Consider the following 24,662-nt stretch of genomic DNA (forward strand, 5'->3'; position numbering starts at 1 on the left):
GAAAAATTGCTTTTACTCGATAACGATGTTCGCCGTGACCTATTTCCTGGGCTTAGGTTGGATGTCCTTGAGGCGTTTGATGGGGACACGCCGATGACAGAGCTTCAGGACAGGCTGGAACGGTTCGAGACGCTCACCGCCGAATGCGAGCTGATCACCAAGCTCGCCACCGACAGCACCAAGCGCGAGTTCTATCTGAATCTGGCGGAGCAGTACCGCCAGGCGGCCGTGGAGACGCGGCAGGCGATCGCGGTGAAGGCTGCGGCCTGAAGCCGGCTGCAATCCGTTCTTAACATTTTGCGCGCAATCTCTGCGACATGCGAGCGTTGTCGATTGGCGATCGCTCGCGGTGGGAAGGCCGGGGTTCGTTGCGATGCAGCGCACCTCGCAGCTGTGTCGTTGCCATGCCTGACAGGCAATCCCATGCGCCTCGTTGCAGTGATCATATTTGCGCTCATGACTGCGGCCTGCGATCAGGAGCAGGATATCACCGGCTCGACGCCGACCTGTCCGATGCGGAACTACAGCTATAACCCCCGCGACATGAACCAGTGCGTCAACGCCTGCAAGTCGTGCGACCGCGGCACCACGGTCACCTGCACGACCTCCTGCAGCCTCAAGGGTGCTCGCTGAGCGGACCGCCCGCTGTCCCTGCAGGGATCGCAACTGCACTATCCTGGGCGACCAGAACTTTGCGGTGCGATGGCACCGGAACGATTCACATGGATCAATCATTGAAGGAAGCGGGCAGGACGCGGAGTCCTATGGAATGGGTATGCTCGATCCCGGTCGGTTCCTGGTGTCGTGCTCGCATTGCGACGCTTGGCCGATGGCTGCCAACGTCAAGCGTTCGAGCTGGTCGGCGTCCCCGCATGAGGTTCGTTTCGTCTGCCCGCGCTGTCGCCGCGAGGAGACCGCGATCGTCTCGGCCTCTGGCGAACTGACGCCGATCAAGCGCATCGACGTTCCCCCACACGACGTCGCGGTCGCCTGGGCCCAGGCCCAGCGCCCGAGAGGACGGACGTAAGCCGCGCCGCGCTCGCGCCGGCCGCCAACGCGATCCCGATCCGGAACGGGTCCCGACCAGTCGATTGACTCCCGCCTTGAACGACCCGTAAATTGGTTGGTGACGGTTCTCCCTCGGGAGATCAAAAGGGAACGTGGTGCGGGAAAGTCCCAACGCCGGGATCTTCTCAATGCCGCGGCTGCCCCCGCAACTGTAAGCGGTGAATCTTTCGTCCTATGCCACTGGGAACCTCGGTCCTGGGAAGGCGACGCAAGGTAACGACCCGCGAGCCAGGAGACCTGCCGTCAGCCGTGGTCACACGCGAAGATGTCGGTCGGGGAGTACAGACATTAGCTTCACCGGAGCAATCGATCGCTCCGCGGTAAAGCCTCGTTCGCTGTGACGTGCCACTGACGTCATACCGAGGTTACACTTGTGTCCCGTATTCTCTTTGCCGCCAGGCGCCTGAGCGCCGGCTTCTTCGCGGCCGCTTTCCTGTATTCGCTCGATCTGTCCATCGCCCGCGCGCAGCAAGCCGTGGGCGAGCAGCTGCCGCCGATAGAGGTCACGAAGTCCGACGATCAGAACCGCACGCGCGCCAGGGCGACGGGCGATGACGATGCGGCCATGCGCCGGGCAGCACCGGATGTCGCCCCAAGTGGAGTGCGGGCCGGTTCATCCGACTCTGTCGGCGGGGCCGCCACTAGCAACGCAGGCATTGTCGGGGCCGCCACCACCGTCATCACGGCCGCGGACATCGCCCATGCGCCGTCGCAGACCCTTGCCGAGATCATCGCGACGCAAGTCCCGGGTGCCCAGATCACGACGCTCTATGGCGGCCAGATCGGCGCGAAGACAGGCGTCGATCTGCGCGGCTTCGGTGCCTTCGCCACCGCCAACACGCTGGTGTTGATCAACGGACGTCGGCTGAACGACGTCGACATGGCGCAGGTGGACCTCTCCACCATCCCGCTCAACGCCATCGAGCGCATCGAGATCACCCGCGGCAATTCCGGTGCGGTGCTCTACGGGGACAATGCGGTCGGTGGCGTCATCAACATCGTCACCAGGAACGGCGTCGGCGGACCGCCAATTGCTGCGCGCATCGAGGCCGGCTTCGGCTCGTTCGACACCAGGCTCGGCAACGTCTCGACGGCGCTCAATTCCGGTCCGTGGTCAACCTCGTTCTACGGCAATGCCGCCAAGACCGACGGCTACCGCGACAACAATCGTTACGTCCAGGAGAACGGCGTCGGCAATCTCAACTACACGACGCCCGGTTTGACCGCTTTCCTGACCGTGACCGGTGACAATCAGGAACTGCGGCTGCCGGGTGGCCGCACTGTCGATCCGTCCATAGGCGTCGACGAACTCGTGACCAACCGAAGGGGGACCAGCACCCCCTTCAACTATGCCAACCAGCAGGGCTTCAGCGCGACGGCGGGCTTGACGAAAACCCTGGCGAACGGCGTCGATCTCATCGTCGACGGCAGCATGCGCGACAAGAAGCAGCAGAGCGTGTTCTTCTCCAGCCCTGCGCCGATTCCCGCCTTCTTCACGTCGACCTTTGTCGACGCCGACCTGACGACCTGGTCGATCACACCGCGGCTCAGCGTGAAGAGCCTGCTGCTCGGACTGCCGTCGCAGCTCTTGACCGGCATCGACTATTACGACGCGAGCTACCGGCAAGACCGCGGCGCCGGCCAGGGTCTCGCCCCCTGGCACAATTACGACCTCAGGCAGCAGACGGTCGCGGGCTATGTCCAGCACACATTGGGTGTGGCGCCGACGACCGACATCTCCTACGGCGCGCGAGTACAGACCATCAGGCTCTCGGCGCGCGACAATTTCGATCTGACAGCTCCGTTCAACGCCGACATAGGCGCGCTTCCGCTGAGGAGCGATGAGACGCAATATGCGCTGCACCTCGGTGCCGAGCATCGCCTCAACGACGTCTTCTCGCTGTTCGGCCGCGCAGCGCGCGCGTTCCGCACGCCTGACGTCGACGAGCGCGTGTCGTCGGGCCCATCTTTCGACCCCTTCTTCAATCCGCTCCCGCAAACGTTCCAGCTCAAGACCCAGACCTCGCAGGATGTCGAGGGTGGGCTGCGCATCAAGGCAGGCGGTCTTCAGATACAGAGCAGTCTCTATCTGATGGACCTCACCAACGAGGTCCATTTCAATCCGATCCTGTTCTACAACACCAATCTCGATCCGACCCGCCGCTACGGCTCGGAGACCACTGTCTCCTATCGCGTCAACGACGCTCTGCTGCTGCGCTCCGGCATGGCCTATACGAGGTCCGTCTTCCGCGAAGGTGTCTGGGCCGGCAACGATGTGCCGCTGGTCTCGCGTTACACCGCGAGTGCGGGCATCACATGGAACATCTGGCAGAACTATGTGGTGCTCGACGCCACCGCGCGATTCTGGAGCGAGCGTCGCATGGACAACGACCAGGCCGGGACCCAGAAGCCGATCCCAGCCAATGGCACGATCGACCTCAAGCTCAGCGGCCAGTACGAGCGCTATTTCTGGTCGCTCAGTGTCAACAATATTCTGAACGCGCTTTACTACGACTATGCGATCGCAAGCACCTTCACCGACGGCCGCTTCAGCGCCTATCCGCTGCCCGGTCGCACCTATCTGCTCAAGGCCGGCGCCACATTCTGATCAAGGCCCTGACCTCGACAGGGCTGTCACAGGCCAGCAAATGGACTAGAATTCGAAGAGAAGGAGATTACCCATGGCCCTCAGCATCCTGCCGTCTCACGCCGACCGCTTCCGCCTTCATTCGGTCGCGCCGCGCCTCGCGCCGATGTTCTGCTGTGCGCTGCTGACGGTGTCATGCGCGCTCGCGAGCTTCGCACTCGCCTGCGCCACGCCCTTTGCGGCCTTCGCGGTGCTCGCGGCGGCAATGCTGCCGCTGCGCCCGGCACTGCTCGTCGTCACCGGTGCCTGGCTCGTGAACCAGACCATCGGCTTCGGCGTGCTGCATTATCCCGTTGACGGCAGCACCGTCGCCTGGGGCTTTGTGATTGGCGCAGCTGCGCTGCTGGCGACCGCCGTTTCGTCCGCCGTGCTCCGCACGCTGCCGCAGGGGCGCACGCCGCTGATGCTGGCGATCACGCTCGTTGCCGCCTACGCGACCTATGAACTCGTGCTGCTTGCCGCAACGCCGGCCCTCGGCGGCGAGGGCGCCTTCACCGCCGCCATCGTGGCGCGCATCGGATTGACCAGCGCCGCCTGGCTCGCCGGCCTCGTCGCCGCCTGCGAGATCGTCCGCCTGATCGATCCGTTCGGACGCGCGATGCGAAACGCCTGAGCACCACCGGCGCATGAGGTCCGGTCACGGCGATGACCGGATCTTGGCCCATCGCCGCAAGGCGACCGCCGTCCGGCACCGGCGGCCCTTAGCTGCGTCCCGTGCGTGGCTTCAACCATCCCATGATCACGGCGGACGGCGTTCGACGGCTGCGTGGCAGCCTGTGCTTTTCGCTCGCATCCCTTGCGAACGTTAGGGCCTGCTGGCTGGATCGCCGCTGCTCGGGCGCGCGCGCCATCCACTCGCGAATGATGGCTCGCCGAATCTTCGATTTCAACATTTGTGGGCCTCCAACGGGCCGGATCAAAAGGGGCAGGATCAAGCCATGCGGCTGGTCCAGCCTCTCCGTGAACGGCAGCGTGCTATGCGGCCTTTTGCATCGGATACGCTTGCGAACGTCGCGCGAGCAGGGCGCTGCCGCACGGATGTTCGGCGCCTTGGAGGACGACGAAACCGCGCTTCGCCACCGCGGCGCGAAGATTGTCCTTCGCTGCCGGCTTCTGCGCGTCGAGCCAGATCACCAGCACGGCACGGGGCCCGAGGAAGCCGTCGATCCAATCCATCGCCGCATCGAGCGCGCTGAGCGGGCGTCGTCGCCAGTCCACGAGAGCTGCGTCGTACTGGGCAGCCGGGAGGCCGCAATTGCCGGCCGATGCGGCCAAAAAATACCCGCGCTTTTGCAGATCCATCATGACAATGCGCTGCCCGGGCGAGCAGCCTGCGAGCGCGATCATCGGTTCAATGATTCTGTCGCTGGCCTCTGAGGTAGACATGAGTTCACCGGTTCGGTTGTTGTTGCCTGGCAGGGCAGGCTGAACCATGCGGGACAGGCCGTGGCGGAATGGCACGTTGTCGCTTGGCTCGCGCTCCCTGCGATCCGTCACGCCGACATGCGTGACCGGCTCGATATGTTGCCGGTCGCGATATGATTTCGAGATGAGCGCGGTCCCGATTGTATAGGTTCGGCATAGGATCGGGCGCACCCACTATGCCATTCCTAGAAACTGGCGGTGCGATCTCCATCGAATTCAAACGTGTCCGGCATCATGTTCTGACGCGTAACGTCCACTTATCTCGGAGGCCAGAATGCCGGCATATCGCGCCTTTGTGGTGGGACGACACAGCGTCCCGATCGGAGTGGTTCAGATGGACTGTATCGACGACGAATCCGCGATCTCTCGCGCCGCGAAACTCGTCGACAGCCACGATGTGGAGCTCTGGCAACGCGATCGGCCGGTCGCGAGATTCGACGTGCAGTCCGGACAGACCCGAAGGAAGTAGGACATTGTCTTTTCCGCGGAGGGATTCTGCATAAGCGCGTTCATGCGCGTTGCAGCGCGTCCGGGACACGAGTGCGAGTTCGCTATGGCGCCAACGAGAGGCGGCGCCGACTCAGGTGCGGTGTGTTGCCGTCGCCCGTGCAAGGTTGGGCGTGCTACGCATGCCACAAAATCTCAAGTTGTGAATTGCTATCTCCGCGAAGGTATTTCAGTAGCCTTATCCGTGTCTTCCCGGTAACGATTGTGCCGTCTGCGCAACACTCACGCCGGATTTAACCCTCATCACCGGCTGTTCGCATCACCGCCGCTTTTTGGCCACACCCGAACATGAATAAAATCGCTCTAATGTTTTAGGAGGCGACGGCAGTCCTCAAGGCGACGGGAAATCCCAAGGTCGATTCAAATCTTGGTTCTGATTTTTCGGGTCTGAAAGGGTTGACCGGGGAAACTGGTTTGCGATGGACGCGAAGACCGACATCAAGCAGAGGCTGCCGAGCCGTCACGTGACGGAAGGCCCTGCGCGCGCGCCGCACCGGTCCTATTTCTACGCGATGGGTCTGACCACCGAGCAGATCCACCAGCCCTTCGTCGGCGTTGCCTCGTGCTGGAACGAGGCCGCGCCTTGCAACATCGCTTTGATGCGCCAGGCGCAGGCAGTGAAGAAGGGCGTCGCGTCGGCCGGCGGTACCCCCCGCGAATTCTGCACCATCACCGTCACCGATGGCATCGCCATGGGCCACGATGGCATGCGCTCCTCGCTGCCGTCGCGCGAATGCATCGCCGACTCGGTCGAGTTGACGGTGCGCGGCCACGCCTATGACGCGCTGGTCGGTCTTGCCGGCTGCGACAAGTCGCTGCCGGGCATGATGATGGCGATGGTCCGCCTCAACGTCCCCTCGATTTTCATCTACGGCGGCTCGATCCTGCCCGGCAACTTCCGCGGGCAGCAGGTCACCGTTCAGGACATGTTCGAGGCGGTCGGCAAGCATTCGGTCGGCGCCATGTCGGACGAGGACCTCGACGAGATCGAGCGGGTGGCGTGCCCCTCGGCGGGCGCCTGCGGCGCGCAGTTCACCGCCAACACCATGGCGACTGTCTCCGAAGCGATCGGGCTCGCACTGCCGTATTCGGCCGGTGCCCCGGCACCGTACGAGATCCGCGACGCGTTCTGCATGACCGCGGGCGAGAAGGTGATGGACCTGATCGCATCCAACCTCCGGCCGCGCGACATCGTCACCCGCAAGGCACTGGAGAATGCCGCCGCCGTTGTCGCCGCCTCGGGCGGCTCGACCAATGCTGCGCTGCACCTGCCGGCGATCGCACACGAGGCCGGAATCAAGTTCGACCTGTTCGACGTCGCCGAAATCTTCAAAAAGACACCATATGTCGCGGATTTGAAGCCGGGCGGCCGTTATGTCGCCAAAGACATGTTTGAAGTAGGTGGCATCCCGCTTCTGATGAAGACGCTGCTCGACAACGGATTTCTCCACGGGGACTGCATTACGGTCACCGGTCGAACGATCGCCGAAAACCTCAAGAGCGTGAAATGGAATCCGCACCAGGACGTGGTGCACCCGGCAGACAAGCCGATTACCGTGACGGGCGGTGTGGTCGGTCTGAAGGGCAATTTGGCGCCAGAAGGTGCGATCGTGAAAGTCGCGGGAATGTCCAACCTCAGGTTTACCGGTCCAGCCAGGTGCTTCGACCGTGAGGAGGATGCTTTCGAGGCGGTCCAGAAGCGCACCTATCGCGAAGGCGAAGTCATCGTGATCCGCTACGAGGGGCCGAAGGGCGGCCCCGGCATGCGGGAGATGCTCCAGACCACCGCAGCGCTGACCGGCCAGGGCATGGGCGGCAAGATCGCGCTCATCACCGACGGCCGTTTCTCCGGGGCCACCCGCGGCTTCTGCATCGGCCATGTCGGGCCCGAGGCGGCGGTCGGCGGCCCGATCGGGCTGCTCGAGGATGGCGACATCATCGAGATCGATGCCGTCGCCGGTACCCTTGACGTAAAATTGAGCGACCAGGAGCTCGCCCAGCGCAAAACCAAATGGAGCGCTCGCGCGACTAACCACACGTCGGGTGCGCTCTGGAAATATGCTCAGCAGGTTGGACCCGCGGTCGGGGGGGCAGTAACCCATCCGGGCGGCGCGCACGAGAAACAGTGCTATGCGGACATCTAGGCGTGCCATAGTTGCGTTTGTGTTGGGGGCAGCCGCGCTGGCCGCACCGGCGCTCGCCTTCGACGGTGCGCCGGTCAATAAGGACGCGACAATCCCCGTCAAGGACGCGACAATCCCCGTCGTGACCACCTTGCCGAGCGCGGCGGGTGCGGTGCGCACCAAGGTTCCGCCGGCAGTCGCAACCCAGGAAGCCTCGCTCAGCGCCCTGCAATATGCCGCCGAGGGCGGCCATCCGATCGCGCAGTGGAAGCTCGGGCGTATGTACGCCAATGGCGACGGCGTGGCCCAGGACGACGTCCGCGCCTTTGAATATTTCAGCCGGATCGCCAACGCGCATGCCGAGGACAGCCCGTCGGCGCCGCAGGCGCAGATCGTGGCCAACGCCTTCGTCGCGCTCGGCCGCTACTATCTCAGCGGCATCCCGAATTCGAAGATCAAGCCGGACCAGGAACGGGCGCGGGAGATGTTCTCCTATGCAGCCTCTTATTTCGGCAATGCGGACGCGCAATACGACCTCGCCCGGCTGTACCTGAAGACGCCGGACGCCTCGCGCGAGGATTTCCGCTATGGCGCGCGCTGGCTCGGCCTTGCCGCGCAGAAGGGCCAGCATGAGGCGCAGGCGCTGCTCGGCCAGATGCTGTTCAACGGCGACCGCCTGCCGCGGCAGGCCGCGCGCGGCCTGATGTGGCTGACCCTGGCGCGCGACAGCGCCGGCGCCGAAGAGACCTGGATCAAGGAAAGCTACAATCGCGCCTTCGCCAAGGCCTCCGACGACGACCGCGCCATGTGCCTGCAAATGCTCGAGCAGTGGGTCCAGGGCCGCCGCGAATAGGCGGGGTCCCCTAGGGTGGGCAAAGCGTAGCGTGCCCACCAAAGCGGCGTAAGTTACGCCGCCTCCAGATCCAGATCCGCCCACACCGGAACGTGGTCCGACGGCTTCTCCCAGCCGCGCACATAGCTGTCGATCCCGACATTGGCGAGCCGGTCGCTGGCCTGCGGCGACAGCAGCAAATGGTCGATCCGCAGGCCCTGGTTCTTCTGCCAGGCCCCGGCCTGATAGTCCCAGAAGGTATACAGCCCCGGCTCGTCCGTCACCGCCCGCAGGGCGTCGGTCAGGCCGAGCCCGAGCAGGGACTGAAAGCTCTCCCGCGTCTCGGCCTTGAACAGGGCGTCCTCAGTCCAGGCGGCCGGGTTGTGCACGTCGCGGGCATGCGGGATGACGTTGAAGTCGCCGGCGAGGATCAGCGGCTCCTCGGTCTTAAGTCGCTCCTTCGAATACTCAAGAAGCCGCGACATCCATTTGAGCTTATAGGGATATTTCTCGGTGCCGACCGGATTGCCATTGGGCAGATAGAGGCAGGCGATCCGCATCACCCCGCGCTTGAGCGTCACCACGCCCTCGAGGAAGCGGGCATGGGCATCCTCGTCGTCACCGGCCAGCCCCGACTTGGTCTCGTCAAACCGGAGCTTGGAGAGCAGGGCGACGCCGTTGAATGTCTTCTGCCCGTGCGTGACCACGTTGTAGCCGAGCGCCTCGATCTACAGCCGCGGAAAGGCCTCGTCGACGCATTTGATCTCCTGGAGGCAGACGATGTCCGGCTGGCATTCCTTCAGCCAGGTCAGCAGGAGGTCGATCCGCTGCCGGACCGAGTTCACGTTCCAGGTAGCAACTCTGATGGGCATTTCGGCGGCTCCGGGCAGGGGCCATGGTTAGAACAAACTGCAAACGCGCCCGTCAAGGACGCCGCAAAATCTCCCACAAAATTAACCCGGCTTAAGCGCGCGATGGGCCATTGAGTCCAAAATGGTTCCACGGATGGGATGGCCCGACAAATCCATGACGCGAACTGAGCCGCGCGACGGCCTGATCGGTGCGTTCCTGTACTGGCTCGGCGGCTTCGAGATCGAGGACGGCCTGACCGCCGATCTCAGCGAGCGCGAGATGCGCCGCATCCGCGCCAAGCAGATCGACGCGGTGACGCGCCTGATCCCGGTGACGATGGCGGTCACCATGCTCAACGTCGCCATCGTGCTGATCCTGTTCTGGGGCAGGGGCTGGAACGACTTCCTCGCGATCTGGGGCATGACCCTCGCCGTCACCGCCTCGCTCGCGGTTCGCGCGTGGCGGCGGTCGCATCGCAGCCCGCCGCTGGAAGCTTCGCCCCGCGCCGCGCGGCAGATGCTGCGGCAGGCGTTTTTCCTCGCCGCGATCTGGGGCACGCTGCCGCTCGCCCTGTTCAGCCGGATCGAGCCGACCAGCCAGCTCATCCTGGCCTGCCTGATGGTCGGCATGATGTCCGGCGGCGCCTTCACGCTGTCGACCTTCCCGCGCGCCGGCCTCGTCTATCTCGCCACCATGACGATCGCCTGCGCCGGCGCCATGCTGCTGTGCGGCACCGGACCCTACCTGGTGACCGCGGTGTTCCTGCTGCTGTTCGCGTTCTTCATGGCGCGCAATATCGTGTTGCAAGGCAATCTGTTCCTCGGCAATCTCAAGGCCCAGCTCGAGCTCGAGCGCCAGACCGAGATCATCTCGCTGCTGCTGAAGGACTTTCAGGAGAACGCCAGCGACTGGCTGTGGCAAACCGATGCCGAAGGGCGTCTTGTCGATGTGCCCGAACGCTTCGCCGACGTCGCGCAGCTACCGCTTCCGCTGCTGAAGGGATCGCACTTCGCCGACGTGCTCGACATGCTCTGCCCCGAGGACAAGACCGCGGCCTACAATGTCGTCGGCCTCATGGAGCATGCCGAACCGCTCCACGAGATGAATCTCAAGGTCGTCGCCGGCGGCGAGGCGCGGCTGTGGTCGCTGACGGCGAAGCCGGCCTATGATCGCGACGGCCAGTTCCTCGGCTATCGCGGCTTCGGCCGCGACGTCACCGAGCGCTGGCGCGCCGAGAAGGCCGAGGCCGAGAGCCGTGCCAAGTCCGACTTTCTGGCCGTGATGAGCCACGAGATCCGCACGCCCATGAACGGCGTGCTTGGGCTTGCCAGCATGCTGCTGGAGACAGAGCTCGATCCGGAGCAGCGCGAGGCCGTCACCACGATCCGCGAGTCCGGCGACAATCTCCAGCGTATCCTCAACGACATCCTCGACCTCTCCAAGCTTGAGGCCGGGCGCTTCGCGTTCGAGGCGATCGACTTCGCGCCGCAGGCGCTGGTCGAGACGGTCGCGACCGTTGCGCGCGCGAGCGCCAAGGGCAAGGGGCTGGCGATCAGGGTCGAGCTCGATCCGAACCTGCCCCCGACGCTGCGCGGCGACGTCGCGCGCATCCGCCAGGTGCTGCTCAACCTCGCCTCCAATGCGGTGAAATTCACCGATCAGGGCGAGGTGACCATATCAGCCGTCTGCCAGGCCCGCCGCGATCTGCTCGCCACCGTCGAATGGACGGTGACCGACAGCGGCATCGGCATCGCTCCCGAAAAGCTCGGCCAGCTCTTCAGCGACTTCGCCCAGGCCGATGCCTCGATCAGCCGCCGTTTCGGCGGCACCGGGCTTGGCCTTGCGATCTCCCGGCGCATCATCGAACAGATGGGCGGGACCATCGGCGTCACCTCGACGCCGGGCGAGGGCTCCACCTTCCGCTTCACGCTGGTGCTGCCCTGGAGCCAGGCGCAGGCATCCGACCAGGCGGCCGGCGGCGACGAGGCCGATGAGCTCAAGGCGCGGATCGCCGAGCTCGACCGGCCGCTGAAGGTGCTGGTCGCGGAGGATGACGCCGTCAACCGCATGGTCGTGAGCAAGATGCTCGGCGCATTCGACGTCGAGCTGCGTGTCGTCACCGACGGCGTCCAGGCCGTCGAGGCGGCCTCGGAAGGTGATTATGATGTCGTCCTGATGGACGTGCGCATGCCGGATATGGACGGGCTTGCCGCGACCCGGGCGATCCGCGCGAGAGGGGGGCGCTTCGGAGCCTTGCCGATCATCGCGCTGACCGCCAACGCATTCCCCGAAGACGTCACGATCTGCCGCGAGGCGGGCATGTCGGACTTCCTGGCAAAGCCGCTGCGCAAACCGGCGCTGGTCGCGGCATTGCTGCACGCGCTGGACGGCCACGTTGGATGGGAGGAAACGCCGCTTCAGCCGGATCTGATGCCGGTCGAGATGGAGTGGACGGACGAGGAAAAGCAGATCGCCGGCGTGTAGCCGGCAATGTCAGACCGAGAAGCTGGTCCCGCAGCCGCAGGAGGCGGTCGCGTTGGGATTGTTGACGCGGAACGAGGCGCCAATCAGATCGTCGACGAAATCGACCTGCGAGCCCGCCAGGAACGGCTGGGAGGCGGAATCGACCAGCACCACCGCATTGTCCTGCTCGATCACGAGATCGTCGTCGGTGCGGGCCCGGTCAATATCGAACTTGTACTGGAAGCCGGAGCAGCCGCCGCCCTCGACGGAGATGCGCAGCATCGCCCCCGAACCTTCGCCCTTGAGGATCTCCCCAATCCGGCGTGCGGCCCGGTCGCTGATGGTCACTTCAGTCGTCATTATTGGTCTCCGATAGTCCCGCGGTCACACAAGAGTCTTGCCCAATTCATTTGGTATCCCGCGTCCGACATAGTTAAGTGCCACCATACGCAGAATCAAATGGATAGGGACTAAATTCGCCGTGTCCGTCGGAATGGCAGCCCCCCGCGCGCCCTATGCCTGCGATCCCGATCGCAGCCGCGGCCGGCTGGTCACCGAGCCCCCGAGCCGGACCCGCAGCCCGTTCCGGCGCGATTGCGACCGGGTGATCCATTCCACCGCGTTCCGCCGCCTGAAGTACAAGACCCAGGTGTTCGTGTTCCACGAGGGTGATCATTACCGCACCCGGCTGACCCATTCGCTGGAAGTGGCGCAGATCGCCCGCGCACTGGTCCGGCAGCTCGGGCTGGACGAGGACCTCACGGAAACGCTGGCGCTTGCCCATGATCTCGGTCACCCGCCGTTTGGGCACGCGGGCGAGCGGGCGCTGGATGCCTGCCTGAAAGAGTTCGGCGGCTTCGACCACAATGCCCAGGCGCTCCGTGTCGTCGCGGCGCTGGAGCACCGCTATCCCGAGTTCGACGGGCTCAACCTGACCTGGGAGTCGCTGGAGGGCATCGTCAAGCACAACGGTCCGCTGACTGACCGCAGCGGCGCGCCGGTCGGGCGCTATCGCGAGCACGGCGTTCCCGTCGGCATTGCCGAGTACAACAAAGCCTACGATCTCGAGCTCTGGAGCTTCGCCTCGCTCGAGGCGCAGGTCGCCGCGATCGCCGACGACATCGCCTATGACGCCCACGACATCGACGATGGCCTGCGCGCCGGCCTGTTCCATCTCGACGATCTGAAGGTGATGCCGCTCACCGCGGAGATCATCGCCGAGACCTCGGCGCATTACCCCGAGCTTGAAGACGTCAGGCGCGGCGCCGAGCTGGTGCGCGAGCTGATCTCGCACCTGATCGGTGCGGTGTTCGCCGAGGCGCAGAAGAGCCTTGCGGCGGTCAAGCCGCAATCGGCCCAGGATGTCCGCCAGCAGAGCCGGGCGCTGATCGCGTTCCCGGCCGATGTCGCGGAGGAGGAGGCCGCCATCAAGCGCTTTCTCTATCAGCACATGTACCGCCACAAGCGGGTGATGCGGGTGATGGCGGAGGCGGAGCAGATCCTGTTCGACCTGTTCGCGAAATACCTGACATCGCCGGACGAGTTGCCGCCCGAATGGCTGGTGGGAGCGGAGGCGGACAATGAGGGCGACCGAGCACGCCGGATCGGCAATTTCATTGCCGGAATGACCGACCGTTTCGCCCTAACCGAGCACCAGCGGCTCTTTGACTCGACCCCGGATTTGCGTTAGGCGGCGGCCATGCCCGACACATCCTCATCCCTGCATCTGTTCGCCGACGTGCTCGCGCGTGTGCACGCCGCCTGCCGCGCGCTCGCGGCGGACGCCAACTGGCCCGAGGGCATTGATTTCTCGCGCGTGGTGGTCGAGCCGCCGCGCGATGCCTCCCATGGCGACATGGCGACCAACGCCGCCATGGTGCTGGCGAAAGAGGCAAAGGCAAAGCCCCGCGACCTCGCCGAGCAGATCGCCGAGCGGCTGCGCGCCGATGCGCTGATCGCCAAGGTCGACGTCGCCGGTCCTGGCTTCATCAATTTGACGCTGAAGCCGGCCGCCTGGGCGGAGGCGCTGCGCACGGTGCTGCGCGAGGGCGCCGATTACGGCCGCCTTCGCGGCGGCTCCAAGGTCAATGTCGAATACGTCTCGGCCAATCCCACCGGTCCGATGCATGTCGGCCATTGCCGCGGCGCCGTGTTCGGCGATGCGCTGGCGAGCCTGCTCGAGTTCGCGGGCCATGACGTCACGCGCGAATATTACATCAATGATGCTGGCGCCCAGGTCGACGTGCTCGCGCGCTCTGCCTTCCTGAGATATCGCGAGGCGCTTGGCGAGGACATCGGCGCGATCCCGGAGGGGCTTTATCCCGGCGATTATCTGAAGCCGGTTGGCACCGCGCTGGCGAAGGAGCATGGCGATAAGCTCCTTGCGCTGAGCGAGGGCGCGTGGCTGCCGACGGTTCGCGCCAAGGCGATCGCGATGATGATGGATGAGATCAAGGACGATCTCGCCGCCCTCAACATCCGCCACGACGTGTTCTTCTCCGAGCGCTCGCTGATCGAGGACGGCAACAACAAGGTGGCCGAGACCATCGATTTCCTGCGCGCCAAGGGCGACATCTATGAGGGGCGCCTGCCGCCGCCGAAGGGTGCGCCGGTCGAGGATTGGGAAGACCGCGAACAGCTGCTGTTCAAGGCGACCGCCTACGGCGACGACGTCGATCGTCCGCTGATCAAGTCGGACAATTCCTACACCTACTTCGCCTCCGACATCGCCTACCACAAGAACAAGTTCGACCGCGGCTTTGCCGAGATGATCGACGTCTGGGGCGCCGATCACGGCGGCTATATCAAGCGCATGCAGGCGGCGGTGAAGGCGACGACCTCCGGCAAGGGGGCGCTCGACGTCAAGATCGTCCAGCTCGTGAAGTTGCTGCGCAACGGCGAGCCGGTGAAAATGTCCAAGCGGAGCGGGGACTTCGTCACCTTGCGTGAGGTGGTGGATGAGGTCGGCCAGGACGCCGTCCGCTTCATGATGCTTTACCGGAAGAACGACGCGGTGCTCGACTTCGACCTCGCCAAGGTCATGGAACAGTCGCGCGACAACCCCGTGTTCTACGTTCAGTACGGTCACGCCCGCGGCCACTCGATCTTCCGCAACGCGCGGGCCGAGGTGTTCCCGGAACTCCCGGAGGATGCCGGCAAGCGCATCGCCTGGCTCAGTGAGTCGGCGGTGGAGCGCCTGTCTGACCCGGTCGAATTCGATCTTCTCAAGCGTCTTGCAATTTATCCGCGGATGCTGGAAGCGGCAGCGGCGGCCCATGAGCCGCACCGAATTGCCTTTTATCTCTATGATTTAGCCAGCGAATTTCACGCACTTTGGACGAAGGGGCGCGATTTGCCCTATTTACGCTTCATTATCAATAATGATGCAGATCTTACAAAGGCGCGGCTGGCAATGGTCCAGGGCGTCGTCTCTGTCTTGGCATCGGGCCTCGCCATCCTCGGCGTCCATGCTCCGGACGAGATGCGGTAGTTTGGGGCGAACTACTTAAGGGGACTTTTGGGGGTAACCGGCAGAAGCCGGATCGCTTAGACTTGGTTGAAAGCCTTGTGGGTTGAAGGCCGCGCCTTGGTCGAGGGGCGCGCGGCTTTCCCGAAGGGACGCATCATCACGATGGCCGAACGATATCAGGACAGACCGTTTCCCTCCGATGACTATGGTCGCGGTAGCGATCAGCATGGGAAGGCGGAAAACGATCCCTTGGCCGAACTCGCCCGCCTGATCGGACAGACCGATCCGTTCGCGGCGCAGGGGCGTCCCACTGCAAAGCCGCCGGCGGCTCCTGCACCGATCCCGAGCTATCAGGAACACGATTATCCGCAGGACGATTATCGGCAGGACTATGCCGAGCAGGCCCCGCCACCACCGCCCGGGCCGCCCTCATGGATGCGGCGCGCCAACGTGCAGCCGCAGCCGGTACCTGCGCCGGAGCCTGACTATCCCGTTACCGTGAGCCCGGTTCATCCGTTGCATCGCTATTCAGCCCAGCCGACCGCGCCTGAGCCTGATGCTCATCAGCCGCAAGCCTATCAGGATCACGCCTATCAAGCTCAGGCCTATCAGGATCAGGCTTACCAGCAGCCCGATCAGGCTTACGAGGAGCAGCCGTACCAGCAGCCCGATCCGTCGCGCTACGATGATGCGCTCTACGGGCGACTGGAGACGGGCGAGCAGGATTACCAGCGCGATCCGGCCTATCCGGATGATCCTTACGCGTTCCAGAGCGACTATCCCGAGGCTGATCTCGACGAGCCGAAGAAGCAGCGCGGCGGCATGATGACGGTCGCGGCGATCCTGGCGCTTGCCGTGGTCGGGACCGGCGCCGCCTTCGCCTACAAGACCTATGTCGGTTCGCCCCGCAGCGGCGAGCCGCCGATCATCAAGGCCGACAACACGCCGACCAAGATCGTGCCGGCGCCGACGGACTCCTCGGCCAAGGTGCCGGATCGCATGGTGAGCGGCGACGGCAGCGAGAAGATCGTGCCGCGCGAGGAGGCGCCCGTCGACGTCGCCGCCAAGGCGGGCGGTCCACGCGTGGTGTTTCCGCCGCTGAACCAGAATGCGAACCCGCCGTCGGTGGCGAGCGTTTCGCCGTCCACGGTGCCGCCGCCGAGCGCGGGTCCGACCCCGAGCAACGGCACGCTGCCAAACAATTCGCCGCGCCCGATCAGGACCGTGGCGGTGAAGGGCGATCAGACCGATAGCGCTGTGCCGCAATCCGCCGCCGCCAAGCCGACAGCTGCGCCGAAGCCTGTTGCGGCGCCGGCTGCACCGATCGCACCGCGCAATCCGCCGACGTCAGCGAATGCCAGCGCCAATCAACCCATGTCGCTCGCGCCGCAATCGTCACCGGCAGCCGAGCCGCCGCAGCGGATGGCTGCGACCAGCCCGACACAGATTGCGCCCGCCAGCAATGGCGGTGGCGGCTACGTCGTGCAGGTTTCTTCGCAGCAGAGCGAGGACAGCGCCGCCGCGTCCTACCGGGTGCTTCAGAGCAAGTATGGCAGCGTGCTCGGCTCGCGCTCGCCAGTGATCAAGCGGGTCGATCTCACCGACAAGGGCAAGGGAGTTGTCTACCGCGCCTTCGCCGGGCCCTACGGTGCGGCCGAGGAAGCGACGCAGGCCTGCAACAGCCTGAAGTCCGCCGGCTTACCGAGCTGCTTCGTCCAGAGGAATTAACGGCCGTTTCCTTGACCCCCTCGCGGGGCAGGGTTAATCGGCCCTTATGAGCACGCGGGCCTTCATTACCGGCGTATCCGGAACGGAACTGACCGCCGCCGAGCGGGAGTTCATCCGTGCCGAACGGCCGTGGGGCTTCATTCTCTTCAAGCGCAATGTCGATACGCCGGCCCAAGTTGCTGCACTGGTTGCGGAATTGCGAGCGGTGGCTGGAGCCGCCGACGCCCCGGTCCTGATCGACCAGGAGGGCGGGCGGGTGCAGCGATTGGGGCCGCCGCACTGGCCGGTCTATCCGCCGGGAGCCGTGTTCGCGACCTTGTACGACACTGATTCGGTTCTGGGGCTGACTGCGGCGCGCCTCAGTGCACGCCTGATCGCGGCCGATCTCGCCGATCTCGGTATCACCGTGGATTGCCTGCCGCTGGCCGACGTGCCGGTGCCGGGCGCCGATGCGGTCATTGGGAACCGGGCCTACGGGACTGAGCCGGGCAAGGTCGCGGCGATTGCCCGTGCGGTCACCGAGGGACTGGAGCAGGGCGGCGTGCTGCCGGTCCTCAAGCACATCCCCGGCCATGGCCGGGCCACCGCGGACACCCATTTCAAGCTGCCGACGGTCGATACGCCCAGGGATCAGCTCGAGCGGACCGACTTCGCCGCGTTCAAGCCGCTGTCGGACTTGCCGATGGCCATGACTGCACATGTTGTGTTTAGCGCCTTCGACCCCGCCCATCCGGCGACGACATCTGCGACAATGATCACTCAGGTGATTCGCGGCGCAATCGGGTTCCAGGGTTTGTTAATGAGTGATGACGTGTCGATGAACGCGCTGGCGGGAGGCATCGCCGAGCGGACCCGCGCCATCTTCGCGGCCGGTTGCGACGTGGCCCTGCATTGCAACGGCAACATCGAGGAGATGCGCGAGGTCGCTGGCCAGACGCCTGAATTGGCGGGCAGGGCGCTGGAGCGGGCGAATGCCGCGCTCGCCGCGCGCAGGGCGCCGCAGCCGTTCGACCGCATCGGCGCGCGCGCCGAACTGGACGCATTGATCGCACGGGCAAACACGGCATCCGCATGACCGCAGAAATCCTATCGTTTGAAACCGGGCGGCCCGCAGAGCTTGCCGAGGGTGAGCCGGCGTTGGTGGTGGACGTCGAGGGGTATGAAGGCCCGCTCGATTTGCTGCTCGCGTTGGCGCGGCAGCAGAAGGTCGATCTGGCCAAGATCTCGATCCTGGCGCTGGCCGACCAGTATCTCCACTTCATCGAAGCTGCGCGAAAGATCAGGCTCGAGCTTGCCGCCGATTATCTCGTGATGGCGGCGTGGCTTGCCTTCCTGAAGTCGCGCCTGCTGCTGCCGGAGCCGCCGAGTGCGGAAGGCCCGAGCGCAGAGCAGATGGCGACCGCGCTCGCCAACCGCCTGCGCCGGCTGGAAGCCATTCGCGAAGCCGCCAACCGGCTGATGAACAGGCCGCAATTGCAGCGCGACATTTTCCCGCGCGGCGAGCCCGAGCAGATCGCCGAGATCAAGCATCCGAAATACACCGCGACGCTGTACGACCTGCTCACCGCCTATGCCGCGCAGCGCCAGTCGCGCGTGCTGGCGAGCGTGCATCTGGCCAAGCGGACGGTGTGGTCGCTCGCGGAGGCGCGCGCCACGCTGGAGCGGCTGGTCGGCAGCATCAGCGAACAGGACGACTGGGGCGTTCTCGACGACTTTCTCATCCGGCATGTCGCCGATCCGACGCAGCGCGCGACGGTGTTCGCTTCGAGCTTCGCCGCCGCGCTCGAACTGGTGCGCGAAGGTCAGCTCGAGCTGAACCAGAAAGAGGCGTTTGCGCCCATCTATTTCCGGAAGGGGCGCCCCAAACCGGTCGTGGACGCAGCTCCTGCGCCCGATGCGCCGGTCGGTTAAGTGCAAGAAGGAGAATCTGCCATGGCAAGCCTGGCTGAAGTGCGGGTAGAAGAGGCCGAGCCGATGGAGAACGAGTCCCAGGCACGTCCCGAGGAATTGCGGCTGCTCGAAGCGCTGCTGTTTGCTTCGAGCGAACCGCTGGATACCGCGACGCTGGCGAAGCGCATGCCGGAGGGTGTGGACGTCAAGGCCGCGCTCGAGCAATTGCAGGCGGACTATGCCTCGCGCGGCGTGAACCTCGTGCGCGTCGCCAACAAATGGACCTTCCGCACTGCCGGCGATCTCGCCTGGTTGATGACGCGGGAGAGCACCGAGACGCGCCGCCTGTCGCGCGCGGCGATCGAGGTGCTGGCGATCATCGCCTATCACCAGCCGGTGACGCGTGCCGAGATCGAGGAGATCCGCGGCGTCGTGACCTCGAAGGGCACGCTCGACGTGCTGCTGGAGACCGGCTGGATCAAGCCGCGCGGTCGTCGCAAGACGCCTGGCCGTCCCCTGACCTTCGGAACCACCGAGGACTTCCTGTCGCAGTTCACGCTGGAACAGCTCGGTGATCTGCCCGGCCTCGAAGAGCTGAAGGGCACCGGCCTCCTGGATTCGCGGCTGCCGACCGGATTCAGCGTGCCGACGCCGTCGGATGATCCGGCACTGCGTGAGGACGAGGATCCGTTGGAACCGGGCGAGGACCTCGATCTCGCGCTGGCGCCTGCGGTCGAGCCCGAGACCCCGGAAGAGGCGCCGGAGGGCGGCAATGAGGGTGGCAGCGAAGGCGGCGCCGAGGACTGACGGTCCGTCCGTTTGCGGGCCCCTGCGACCGGTTAACACTAGCAAGATTACGTAGCGCCAACAGCGAATTGGCGCTGCCTTGGTCCTTGTTTTTGAGACCCGCCAAGCCTAGGTTTCGGTGAAGATCGGCCGGGTCCCCGGCCATGCGCGTTTGGAGGGTTGCAGGATGGGTTCACTCAGCATTTGGCACTGGATCTTGGTGATCGCAGTGGTCCTGCTGCTGTTCGGCCGCGGCAAGATTTCGGATCTGATGGGCGACGTGGCGCAGGGCATCAAGGCGTTCAAGAAGGGCATGCAGGACGACGACAAGGTCGCCGACAAGCCCGAGCCGGCCAAGTCCATCGAGAACAATGCTGCGCCGACCGCGGCACGGTCCGACGTCGGCAGCAAGGCCGTCTGAGCCAGAGAGCACGCGAGACGCGGGTAGCGGCCCCGATCCTGCGCGCAAGGATTGGGCCGGTTACGGCTGGCGTGAACGGAAGACCTCATGTTCGACATCGGGTGGAGTGAACTGGTCCTCATCGGGGTCGTGGCCCTGGTCGCCATCGGCCCGAAAGAGCTGCCGGGCGTGCTGCGCATGGTCGGACAGTGGATGGGCAAGGCCCGCAAGATGGCCGCCGAATTCCAGGGCCAGTTCCAGGAAGCGATGCGCGAAGCCGAGATGGCCGACCTCAAGAAGAGCTTTGATGAGGTCAAGGAAGCCGCCACCGGCTTCAATCCGCTGACCTCACTCCAGAAGGACGTCAGCGACGCACTGCGCGTCGATGCGCTGGACAAGCCGGCCGAGACGTCCACGACGACTGCCGTTGAACCGCCGACGACGCCCACCACGCCGGAAGCCCCGACGCCGGCGACCTTCATGGAAGCAGAGGCGCATGCAGCCGCGAACGAGCCGCTCGCGATCACCCGCGAGGTCGAGCAGGCGCAGGTCACGCAGGACACCGCGCCATCCGAAGCGATCAAGGACGCCAAAGCGTCATGACCGACGCCGATATCGAGGCCAGCAAAGCCCCTCTGATGGACCACCTGATCGAGCTGCGGTCGCGGCTGATCAAGGCGCTACTAGGCTTCGGCGTTGCCTTCATCTTCTGTTTCTTCTTCGCCAAGCAGATCTACAACGTGCTGGTCTGGCCGTTCGTGTGGGTCGCGGGTCCCGAGAACTCCAAGTTCATCTACACCGCGCTGCTGGAGTATTTCATCACCCAGCTCAAACTGGCGCTGTTCGGCGCGGGCTTCATCTCGTTCCCGATCGTCGCGACCCAGATCTACAAGTTCGTGGCGCCGGGGCTCTACAAGCACGAGAAGCAGGCCTTCCTGCCGTATCTGGTCGCCACTCCGTTCTTCTTCGTGCTGGGCGCCGCGCTGGTCTATTTCGTGGTGCTGCCGATGCTGGTCCGCTTCTCGCTCGGCATGCAGCAGGCCGGCAGCGACGAGACCGCGCAAATCCAGCTGCTGCCCAAGGTCGGCGAATATCTGTCGCTGATGATGTCGCTGATCTTCGCCTTCGGCATCGCCTTCCAGCTTCCGGTGATCCTGACGCTGCTCGGCCGCATCGGCATCGTCACCTCGAAAATGCTGCGCGAGAAGCGCCGCTATTTCATCGTGATCGCCTTCGTCATTGCGGCCGTGCTGACGCCGCCTGACGTGCTCAGCCAGTGCTCGCTGGCGATCCCCTTGCTGGCACTGTACGAGGGCTCGATCATCGCGGTGGGGATGGTGGAGAAGAAGGCGGCTGCCGCGCAGGCCGCCACCGGCACCGACGTGTCGTCGCCGGCGAATCCGGCGGAGTAGGGCGCCCCATTCTCCGCCGTCATTCCCCGCGAAGGCGGGGAATCCAGCACGCCGCGGCCTCTCGGAGAATCGCTGCCGTCCCTGGAATACTGGATCACCCGCTTTCGCGGGCGATGACAGCCGTGCTAGGAGACGCGCTGACGTACAACGTTCGCCGTTGTATGTGTACGCGCTGATCCAGGACCACCGCCATGCACGACATCAAATCGATCCGCGACAATCCGCAAGCCTTCGACGCCGGCCTCGCGCGGCGCGGCCTGAAGCCGTTGTCGGCCTCGCTGCTCGCGATCGACGAGATGCGGCGCGCGGCGATCCTGGCCTCCGAGCAGGCGCAGGCACGGCGCAACGCGGCTTCGAAGGAGATCGGCGATGCCAAGAAGGCGAAGGACGAGGCGCGTGCTGCGAAGCTGATGGCTGAGGTGGCCGAGCTGAAGACGACAATGCCGGAGCTCGAAGCGGCCGCGAAGGCCGCCGACGAGGAGCTGACAAAAGAGCTGTCCGCTATCCCGAACATTCCGTTCGACGACGTGCCCGATGGCGTAGACGAGCACGGCAACGTGCAGCACCACGTGTTCGGCACCAAGCGCAACTACAGCTTTGCGCCGAAGCTGCACGACGATCTCGGCACCGCGCTCGGCTACATGGATTTCGAGGCGGCGGCAAAACTCTCCGGCGCGCGCTTCGTCGTGCTGAAGAAGGGGCTGGCGCGGCTCGAACGCGCGATCGGCCAGTTCATGCTCGACCTGCACACCACCGAGCACGGCTACACCGAGATCAACCCGCCGCTTCTGGTGCGCAACGAGGTGATGTTCGGCACCGGGCAGTTGCCGAAATTCGAGGACGATCAGTTCTGGGCGATCAAGGGCGAGCTGCTCGCTGCGCCCGACCATGAACGGCTCAAGACCGAGCGCCTCGGCCTCATCCCGACCGCCGAGGTGTCGCTGACCAACCTCGCGCGCGAATCCATCCTCGACGAGAAGCAATTGCCGATGCGGCTCACCGCGCTGACGCCGTGCTTCCGCGCCGAGGCGGGCGCTGCCGGGCGCGACACGCGCGGCATGATCCGCCAGCACCAGTTCACCAAGGTCGAGCTGGTGTCGATCACGACGCCGGAAACGAGCAAGGACGAGCTGGAGCGGATGCTGGCCTGCGCCGAGGAGGTGCTGCGCCAGCTCGATCTGCACTACCGCGTGATGACGCTCTGCGCAGGCGACATGGGTTTCTCGTCGCAAAAAACCTATGACATCGAGGTCTGGATGCCCGGGCAGGGCGACGGTGGCATGTTCCGTGAGATTTCGAGCTGCTCAGTGTGCGGCGACTTCCAGGCGCGGCGCATGGATGCGCGCTCGCGCGGGCCGGACGGCAAGCCGCGCTTCGTGCACACGCTCAACGGCTCCGGCACAGCGGTCGGCCGCGCTCTGATTGCGGTGATGGAAACCTACCAGCAGGAGGACGGCTCGATCGCGGTCCCCGACGTGCTCCAGCCCTACATGGGCGGGCTGAAGGTGATCGCGCGCGAGTAGGGTTGCGAAGATCGGGCGGCCGGCTATCCTGCCGGCCCGTCCACGCGAACCCCCGCCGTTCATGGCCTTGCACCGCGACATCTTCTGGGTCGGCCGACAATGGGCTGTGACAGGTGCCGGAATCCAGGCCGTGGATCAGCGCCTGCGCGGCGTGCTCGACATCGAGATCGCACGGCTCTGGGACGACGAGCTCGTGCAGAGCCGGCGCGCCAAGCCCGGGGTCAATGCTGCGGATTTCGACAAGGCATTGACGGTGGCGCGGGGCCGCTATCCCAAATCCCCGGTTTCGGCTCCGATCGTGGCGCAGCTGGAAGCGCTTGGCGCGATCGAAGCCTCACCCGCGCTGAGTCCGATGCTGCCGGCGATGAGGCTGCGTGCGGAAGGCCGGCTGGCGCGCTTCCTGCCGCAATGGCGCATCCGCCGCTGAGACGGGGAAGCCCCGGAACCGGCCACCGGGCTGCGGCCGGCCAAGTTTGCCTGATCGGCCATAGCCGGATAAGACGGCTCGGACCCGCTTCAGGAATCGACCCTTCGCATGCGCATTCTCTGCACCAACGACGACGGCATCCACGCCCCCGGCCTCAAGGTGGTCGAGGAGATCGCGCGCGCATTGTCCGATGACGTCTGGGTGGTGGCGCCCGAACTCGACCAGTCCGGCGTGTCGCATTCCCTGTCGCTGAACGATCCCCTGCGCCTGCGCGAGGTCGGCCCGCGGCACTTCGCCGTGCGCGGCACCCCGACCGACTGCGTCATCATGGGCGCGCGTCACATCCTCGGCACCAAGCCGCCGGATCTTGTGCTGTCCGGCGTCAACAAGGGCCGCAACGTCGCCGAAGACGTGGTCTATTCCGGCACGATTGCCGGCGCGCTGGAAGGCACCATCCTGGGCCTGCCGTCATTCGCGCTGTCGCAGGAGTTCAGCGTCGAGACGCGCGAGCGGCTGCCGTGGGATACCGCGCGCAAGTTCGGGCCCGATATCCTACGCAAGGTGATCGCCGCGGGTATCCCGAAGGACACCGTCATCAACGTCAACTTCCCGGCCTGCGCGCCGGAGGATGTGCTCGGCATCCGCGTGACCCGTCAGGGCAAGCGCAATCTCGGCTTTCTCCGGATCGACGAGCGCAAGGACGGCCGCGGCAATCCCTATTTCTGGATCGGCTTCGAGCGCGCGGCGATGATGGACACGCCCGCCGACGGCACGGATCTCGCTGCGCTTCGCGAGCGCTATGTCTCGGTCACGCCGCTCAGGCTCGACCGCACCAACGAAGCGTTCTCCGAAGCGCTGAGCGCGACGTTGAAGTAAGGGACGGCCTGAAAATGGCGGCTAGAGCATGATCCGGAAAAGTGTGAAGCGGTTTTCCGAAAAGATCATGCTCCAACAATAACCTAAAGCGCGATGACGATTCGTCTCAATCTCATCGCGCTTTAGTCTTACTGAGTCAGAAAATCGCAATCCGATCGAACTGAGAATCGAGGTATTAGAGCAGATTCACTCAGATCGAGAGGAACTGAGATGGGTCGCCGAGGGAAAGGAACC

General features: G+C 64.9%; 23 protein-coding genes, 1 pseudogene and 1 riboswitch. Of the genes and pseudogenes, 21 read left to right on the forward strand and 3 right to left on the reverse strand.

The genetic code is table 11. From position 1 onward, the window contains the following. Window positions 1-93: 93 nt before the first annotated feature. The 5 genes from GPL20_RS39040 to GPL20_RS29725 all read left to right on the forward strand — a co-directional run bounded on the left by GPL20_RS39040 (window position 94) and on the right by GPL20_RS29725 (window position 4,328). Window positions 94-270, forward strand: coding sequence for a hypothetical protein (locus GPL20_RS39040; RefSeq protein WP_167533278.1), 177 nt, complete (start codon window positions 94-96; stop codon window positions 268-270). A 153-nt stretch (window positions 271-423) separates the two neighbouring features. After that, entirely contained in the window at window positions 424-633 is a 210-nt protein-coding gene (locus tag GPL20_RS29710; RefSeq protein ID WP_157334363.1) for a hypothetical protein, read from the forward strand. Window positions 634-769: 136 nt separating this feature from the next. Then, window positions 770-1,027 (forward strand): hypothetical protein, encoded by a 258-nt coding sequence (locus GPL20_RS29715; protein ID WP_157334365.1) that lies wholly within the window; start codon window positions 770-772, stop codon window positions 1,025-1,027. 86 nt (window positions 1,028-1,113) lie between these two features. Next, window positions 1,114-1,327, forward strand: a riboswitch (cobalamin riboswitch). A gap of 114 nt (window positions 1,328-1,441) precedes the next feature. Further along, a complete protein-coding gene (locus GPL20_RS29720; protein ID WP_254126188.1) occupies window positions 1,442-3,676 on the forward strand; it encodes a TonB-dependent receptor in 2,235 nt (744 codons plus the stop codon). Between the two features lie 73 nt (window positions 3,677-3,749). Then, entirely contained in the window at window positions 3,750-4,328 is a 579-nt protein-coding gene (locus GPL20_RS29725; RefSeq protein ID WP_157334367.1) for a hypothetical protein, read from the forward strand. Between the two features lie 362 nt (window positions 4,329-4,690). Here GPL20_RS29725 and GPL20_RS29730 read toward each other — a convergent pair whose 3' ends face one another. Next, the gene (locus GPL20_RS29730) at window positions 4,691-5,311 is read right to left on the reverse strand and encodes a hypothetical protein (RefSeq protein WP_157334369.1); all 621 of its coding nucleotides are present in this window, start codon (window positions 5,309-5,311) and stop codon (window positions 4,691-4,693) included. A gap of 103 nt (window positions 5,312-5,414) precedes the next feature. On the opposite strand from GPL20_RS29730, the gene GPL20_RS29735 reads away from it, so the two are divergent. The 3 genes from GPL20_RS29735 (at window position 5,415) to GPL20_RS29745 (ending at window position 8,623) form a co-directional block, all read left to right on the forward strand. After that, window positions 5,415-5,609 carry a hypothetical protein gene (locus GPL20_RS29735; protein ID WP_157334372.1) on the forward strand — a complete coding sequence of 65 codons (195 nt, stop codon included), beginning with the start codon at window positions 5,415-5,417 and terminating at the stop codon, window positions 5,607-5,609. A gap of 457 nt (window positions 5,610-6,066) precedes the next feature. Then, window positions 6,067-7,791: a dihydroxy-acid dehydratase gene (gene ilvD / locus GPL20_RS29740; RefSeq protein ID WP_157334375.1), complete on the forward strand. Its 1,725-nt coding sequence runs from the start codon at window positions 6,067-6,069 to the stop codon at window positions 7,789-7,791. Continuing rightward, entirely contained in the window at window positions 7,778-8,623 is an 846-nt protein-coding gene (locus GPL20_RS29745; RefSeq protein WP_157334377.1) for a tetratricopeptide repeat protein, read from the forward strand. The genes ilvD and GPL20_RS29745 overlap by 14 nt, the downstream gene beginning before the upstream one ends. A gap of 53 nt (window positions 8,624-8,676) precedes the next feature. Here GPL20_RS29745 and xth read toward each other — a convergent pair. Next, a pseudogene (gene xth, locus GPL20_RS29750) lies at window positions 8,677-9,474 on the reverse strand (exodeoxyribonuclease III). 133 nt (window positions 9,475-9,607) lie between these two features. On the opposite strand from xth, the gene GPL20_RS29755 reads away from it, so the two are divergent. Then, window positions 9,608-11,938: an ATP-binding protein gene (locus GPL20_RS29755; RefSeq protein WP_157334436.1), complete on the forward strand. Its 2,331-nt coding sequence runs from the start codon at window positions 9,608-9,610 to the stop codon at window positions 11,936-11,938. Between the two features lie 9 nt (window positions 11,939-11,947). Here GPL20_RS29755 and erpA read toward each other — a convergent pair whose 3' ends face one another. After that, window positions 11,948-12,277, reverse strand: a complete 330-nt coding sequence (gene erpA, locus GPL20_RS29760) for an iron-sulfur cluster insertion protein ErpA (RefSeq protein WP_157334379.1) — start codon at window positions 12,275-12,277, stop codon at window positions 11,948-11,950. Window positions 12,278-12,398: 121 nt separating this feature from the next. Between erpA and GPL20_RS29765 the strand changes: the two genes are divergently transcribed. From GPL20_RS29765 to surE, 12 genes are all read left to right on the forward strand, one after another. Next, a complete protein-coding gene (locus tag GPL20_RS29765) occupies window positions 12,399-13,607 on the forward strand; it encodes a deoxyguanosinetriphosphate triphosphohydrolase (RefSeq protein ID WP_254126184.1) in 1,209 nt (402 codons plus the stop codon). Between the two features lie 9 nt (window positions 13,608-13,616). Further along, a complete protein-coding gene (gene argS, locus GPL20_RS29770; protein ID WP_157334384.1) occupies window positions 13,617-15,407 on the forward strand; it encodes an arginine--tRNA ligase in 1,791 nt (596 codons plus the stop codon). Between the two features lie 141 nt (window positions 15,408-15,548). Next, the gene (locus GPL20_RS29775) at window positions 15,549-17,114 is read left to right on the forward strand and encodes an SPOR domain-containing protein (RefSeq protein ID WP_157334438.1); all 1,566 of its coding nucleotides are present in this window, start codon (window positions 15,549-15,551) and stop codon (window positions 17,112-17,114) included. Window positions 17,115-17,160: 46 nt separating this feature from the next. Further along, the gene (gene nagZ, locus GPL20_RS29780; RefSeq protein WP_157334386.1) at window positions 17,161-18,189 is read left to right on the forward strand and encodes a beta-N-acetylhexosaminidase; all 1,029 of its coding nucleotides are present in this window, start codon (window positions 17,161-17,163) and stop codon (window positions 18,187-18,189) included. Continuing rightward, a complete protein-coding gene (locus GPL20_RS29785) occupies window positions 18,186-19,025 on the forward strand; it encodes a segregation and condensation protein A (protein WP_157334389.1) in 840 nt (279 codons plus the stop codon). Before nagZ ends, GPL20_RS29785 begins: the two co-directional genes overlap by 4 nt. A gap of 21 nt (window positions 19,026-19,046) precedes the next feature. Beyond that, window positions 19,047-19,811 (forward strand): SMC-Scp complex subunit ScpB, encoded by a 765-nt coding sequence (gene scpB, locus GPL20_RS29790; protein ID WP_157334399.1) that lies wholly within the window; start codon window positions 19,047-19,049, stop codon window positions 19,809-19,811. Between the two features lie 166 nt (window positions 19,812-19,977). Then, window positions 19,978-20,211: a twin-arginine translocase TatA/TatE family subunit gene (locus GPL20_RS29795; RefSeq protein ID WP_157334401.1), complete on the forward strand. Its 234-nt coding sequence runs from the start codon at window positions 19,978-19,980 to the stop codon at window positions 20,209-20,211. Window positions 20,212-20,298: 87 nt separating this feature from the next. Further along, window positions 20,299-20,793, forward strand: a complete 495-nt coding sequence (tatB, locus tag GPL20_RS29800) for a Sec-independent protein translocase protein TatB (RefSeq protein ID WP_157334403.1) — start codon at window positions 20,299-20,301, stop codon at window positions 20,791-20,793. Next, a complete protein-coding gene (gene tatC / locus GPL20_RS29805) occupies window positions 20,790-21,602 on the forward strand; it encodes a twin-arginine translocase subunit TatC (RefSeq protein ID WP_157334405.1) in 813 nt (270 codons plus the stop codon). The genes tatB and tatC overlap by 4 nt, the downstream gene beginning before the upstream one ends. Before the next feature lie 191 nt (window positions 21,603-21,793). Continuing rightward, entirely contained in the window at window positions 21,794-23,125 is a 1,332-nt protein-coding gene (gene serS / locus GPL20_RS29810) for a serine--tRNA ligase (RefSeq protein ID WP_157334408.1), read from the forward strand. Window positions 23,126-23,186: 61 nt separating this feature from the next. Further along, window positions 23,187-23,552: a hypothetical protein gene (locus GPL20_RS29815; RefSeq protein ID WP_157334411.1), complete on the forward strand. Its 366-nt coding sequence runs from the start codon at window positions 23,187-23,189 to the stop codon at window positions 23,550-23,552. A 108-nt stretch (window positions 23,553-23,660) separates the two neighbouring features. Further along, entirely contained in the window at window positions 23,661-24,428 is a 768-nt protein-coding gene (gene surE / locus GPL20_RS29820) for a 5'/3'-nucleotidase SurE (RefSeq protein WP_157334413.1), read from the forward strand. Window positions 24,429-24,662 lie beyond the last annotated feature (234 nt).

The organism is Bradyrhizobium cajani, assembly GCF_009759665.1.
GTDB lineage: Bacteria > Pseudomonadota > Alphaproteobacteria > Rhizobiales > Xanthobacteraceae > Bradyrhizobium > Bradyrhizobium cajani.

Bases quoted from the DNA above. Each gene is read 5' to 3' on its own strand.
- tatC (WP_157334405.1), top strand. From the start codon at position 20,790: ATGACCGACGCCGATATCGAGGCCAGCAAAGCCCCTCTGATGGACCAC.
- GPL20_RS29710 (WP_157334363.1), top strand. From the start codon at position 424: ATGCGCCTCGTTGCAGTGATCATATTTGCGCTCATGACTGCGGCCTGC.
- tatB (WP_157334403.1), top strand. From the start codon at position 20,299: ATGTTCGACATCGGGTGGAGTGAACTGGTCCTCATCGGGGTCGTGGCC.
- serS (WP_157334408.1), top strand. From the start codon at position 21,794: ATGCACGACATCAAATCGATCCGCGACAATCCGCAAGCCTTCGACGCC.
- GPL20_RS29775 (WP_157334438.1), top strand. From the start codon at position 15,549: ATGGCCGAACGATATCAGGACAGACCGTTTCCCTCCGATGACTATGGT.
- GPL20_RS29755 (WP_157334436.1), top strand. From the start codon at position 9,608: ATGGGATGGCCCGACAAATCCATGACGCGAACTGAGCCGCGCGACGGC.
- GPL20_RS39040 (WP_167533278.1), top strand. From the start codon at position 94: ATGACAGAGCTTCAGGACAGGCTGGAACGGTTCGAGACGCTCACCGCC.
- GPL20_RS29815 (WP_157334411.1), top strand. From the start codon at position 23,187: ATGGCCTTGCACCGCGACATCTTCTGGGTCGGCCGACAATGGGCTGTG.
- argS (WP_157334384.1), top strand. From the start codon at position 13,617: ATGCCCGACACATCCTCATCCCTGCATCTGTTCGCCGACGTGCTCGCG.
- surE (WP_157334413.1), top strand. From the start codon at position 23,661: ATGCGCATTCTCTGCACCAACGACGACGGCATCCACGCCCCCGGCCTC.
- GPL20_RS29715 (WP_157334365.1), top strand. From the start codon at position 770: ATGGGTATGCTCGATCCCGGTCGGTTCCTGGTGTCGTGCTCGCATTGC.
- GPL20_RS29735 (WP_157334372.1), top strand. From the start codon at position 5,415: ATGCCGGCATATCGCGCCTTTGTGGTGGGACGACACAGCGTCCCGATC.
- GPL20_RS29745 (WP_157334377.1), top strand. From the start codon at position 7,778: ATGCGGACATCTAGGCGTGCCATAGTTGCGTTTGTGTTGGGGGCAGCC.
- ilvD (WP_157334375.1), top strand. From the start codon at position 6,067: ATGGACGCGAAGACCGACATCAAGCAGAGGCTGCCGAGCCGTCACGTG.
- nagZ (WP_157334386.1), top strand. From the start codon at position 17,161: ATGAGCACGCGGGCCTTCATTACCGGCGTATCCGGAACGGAACTGACC.
- GPL20_RS29785 (WP_157334389.1), top strand. From the start codon at position 18,186: ATGACCGCAGAAATCCTATCGTTTGAAACCGGGCGGCCCGCAGAGCTT.
- GPL20_RS29795 (WP_157334401.1), top strand. From the start codon at position 19,978: ATGGGTTCACTCAGCATTTGGCACTGGATCTTGGTGATCGCAGTGGTC.
- scpB (WP_157334399.1), top strand. From the start codon at position 19,047: ATGGCAAGCCTGGCTGAAGTGCGGGTAGAAGAGGCCGAGCCGATGGAG.
- GPL20_RS29725 (WP_157334367.1), top strand. From the start codon at position 3,750: ATGGCCCTCAGCATCCTGCCGTCTCACGCCGACCGCTTCCGCCTTCAT.
- erpA (WP_157334379.1), bottom strand. From the start codon at position 12,277: ATGACGACTGAAGTGACCATCAGCGACCGGGCCGCACGCCGGATTGGG.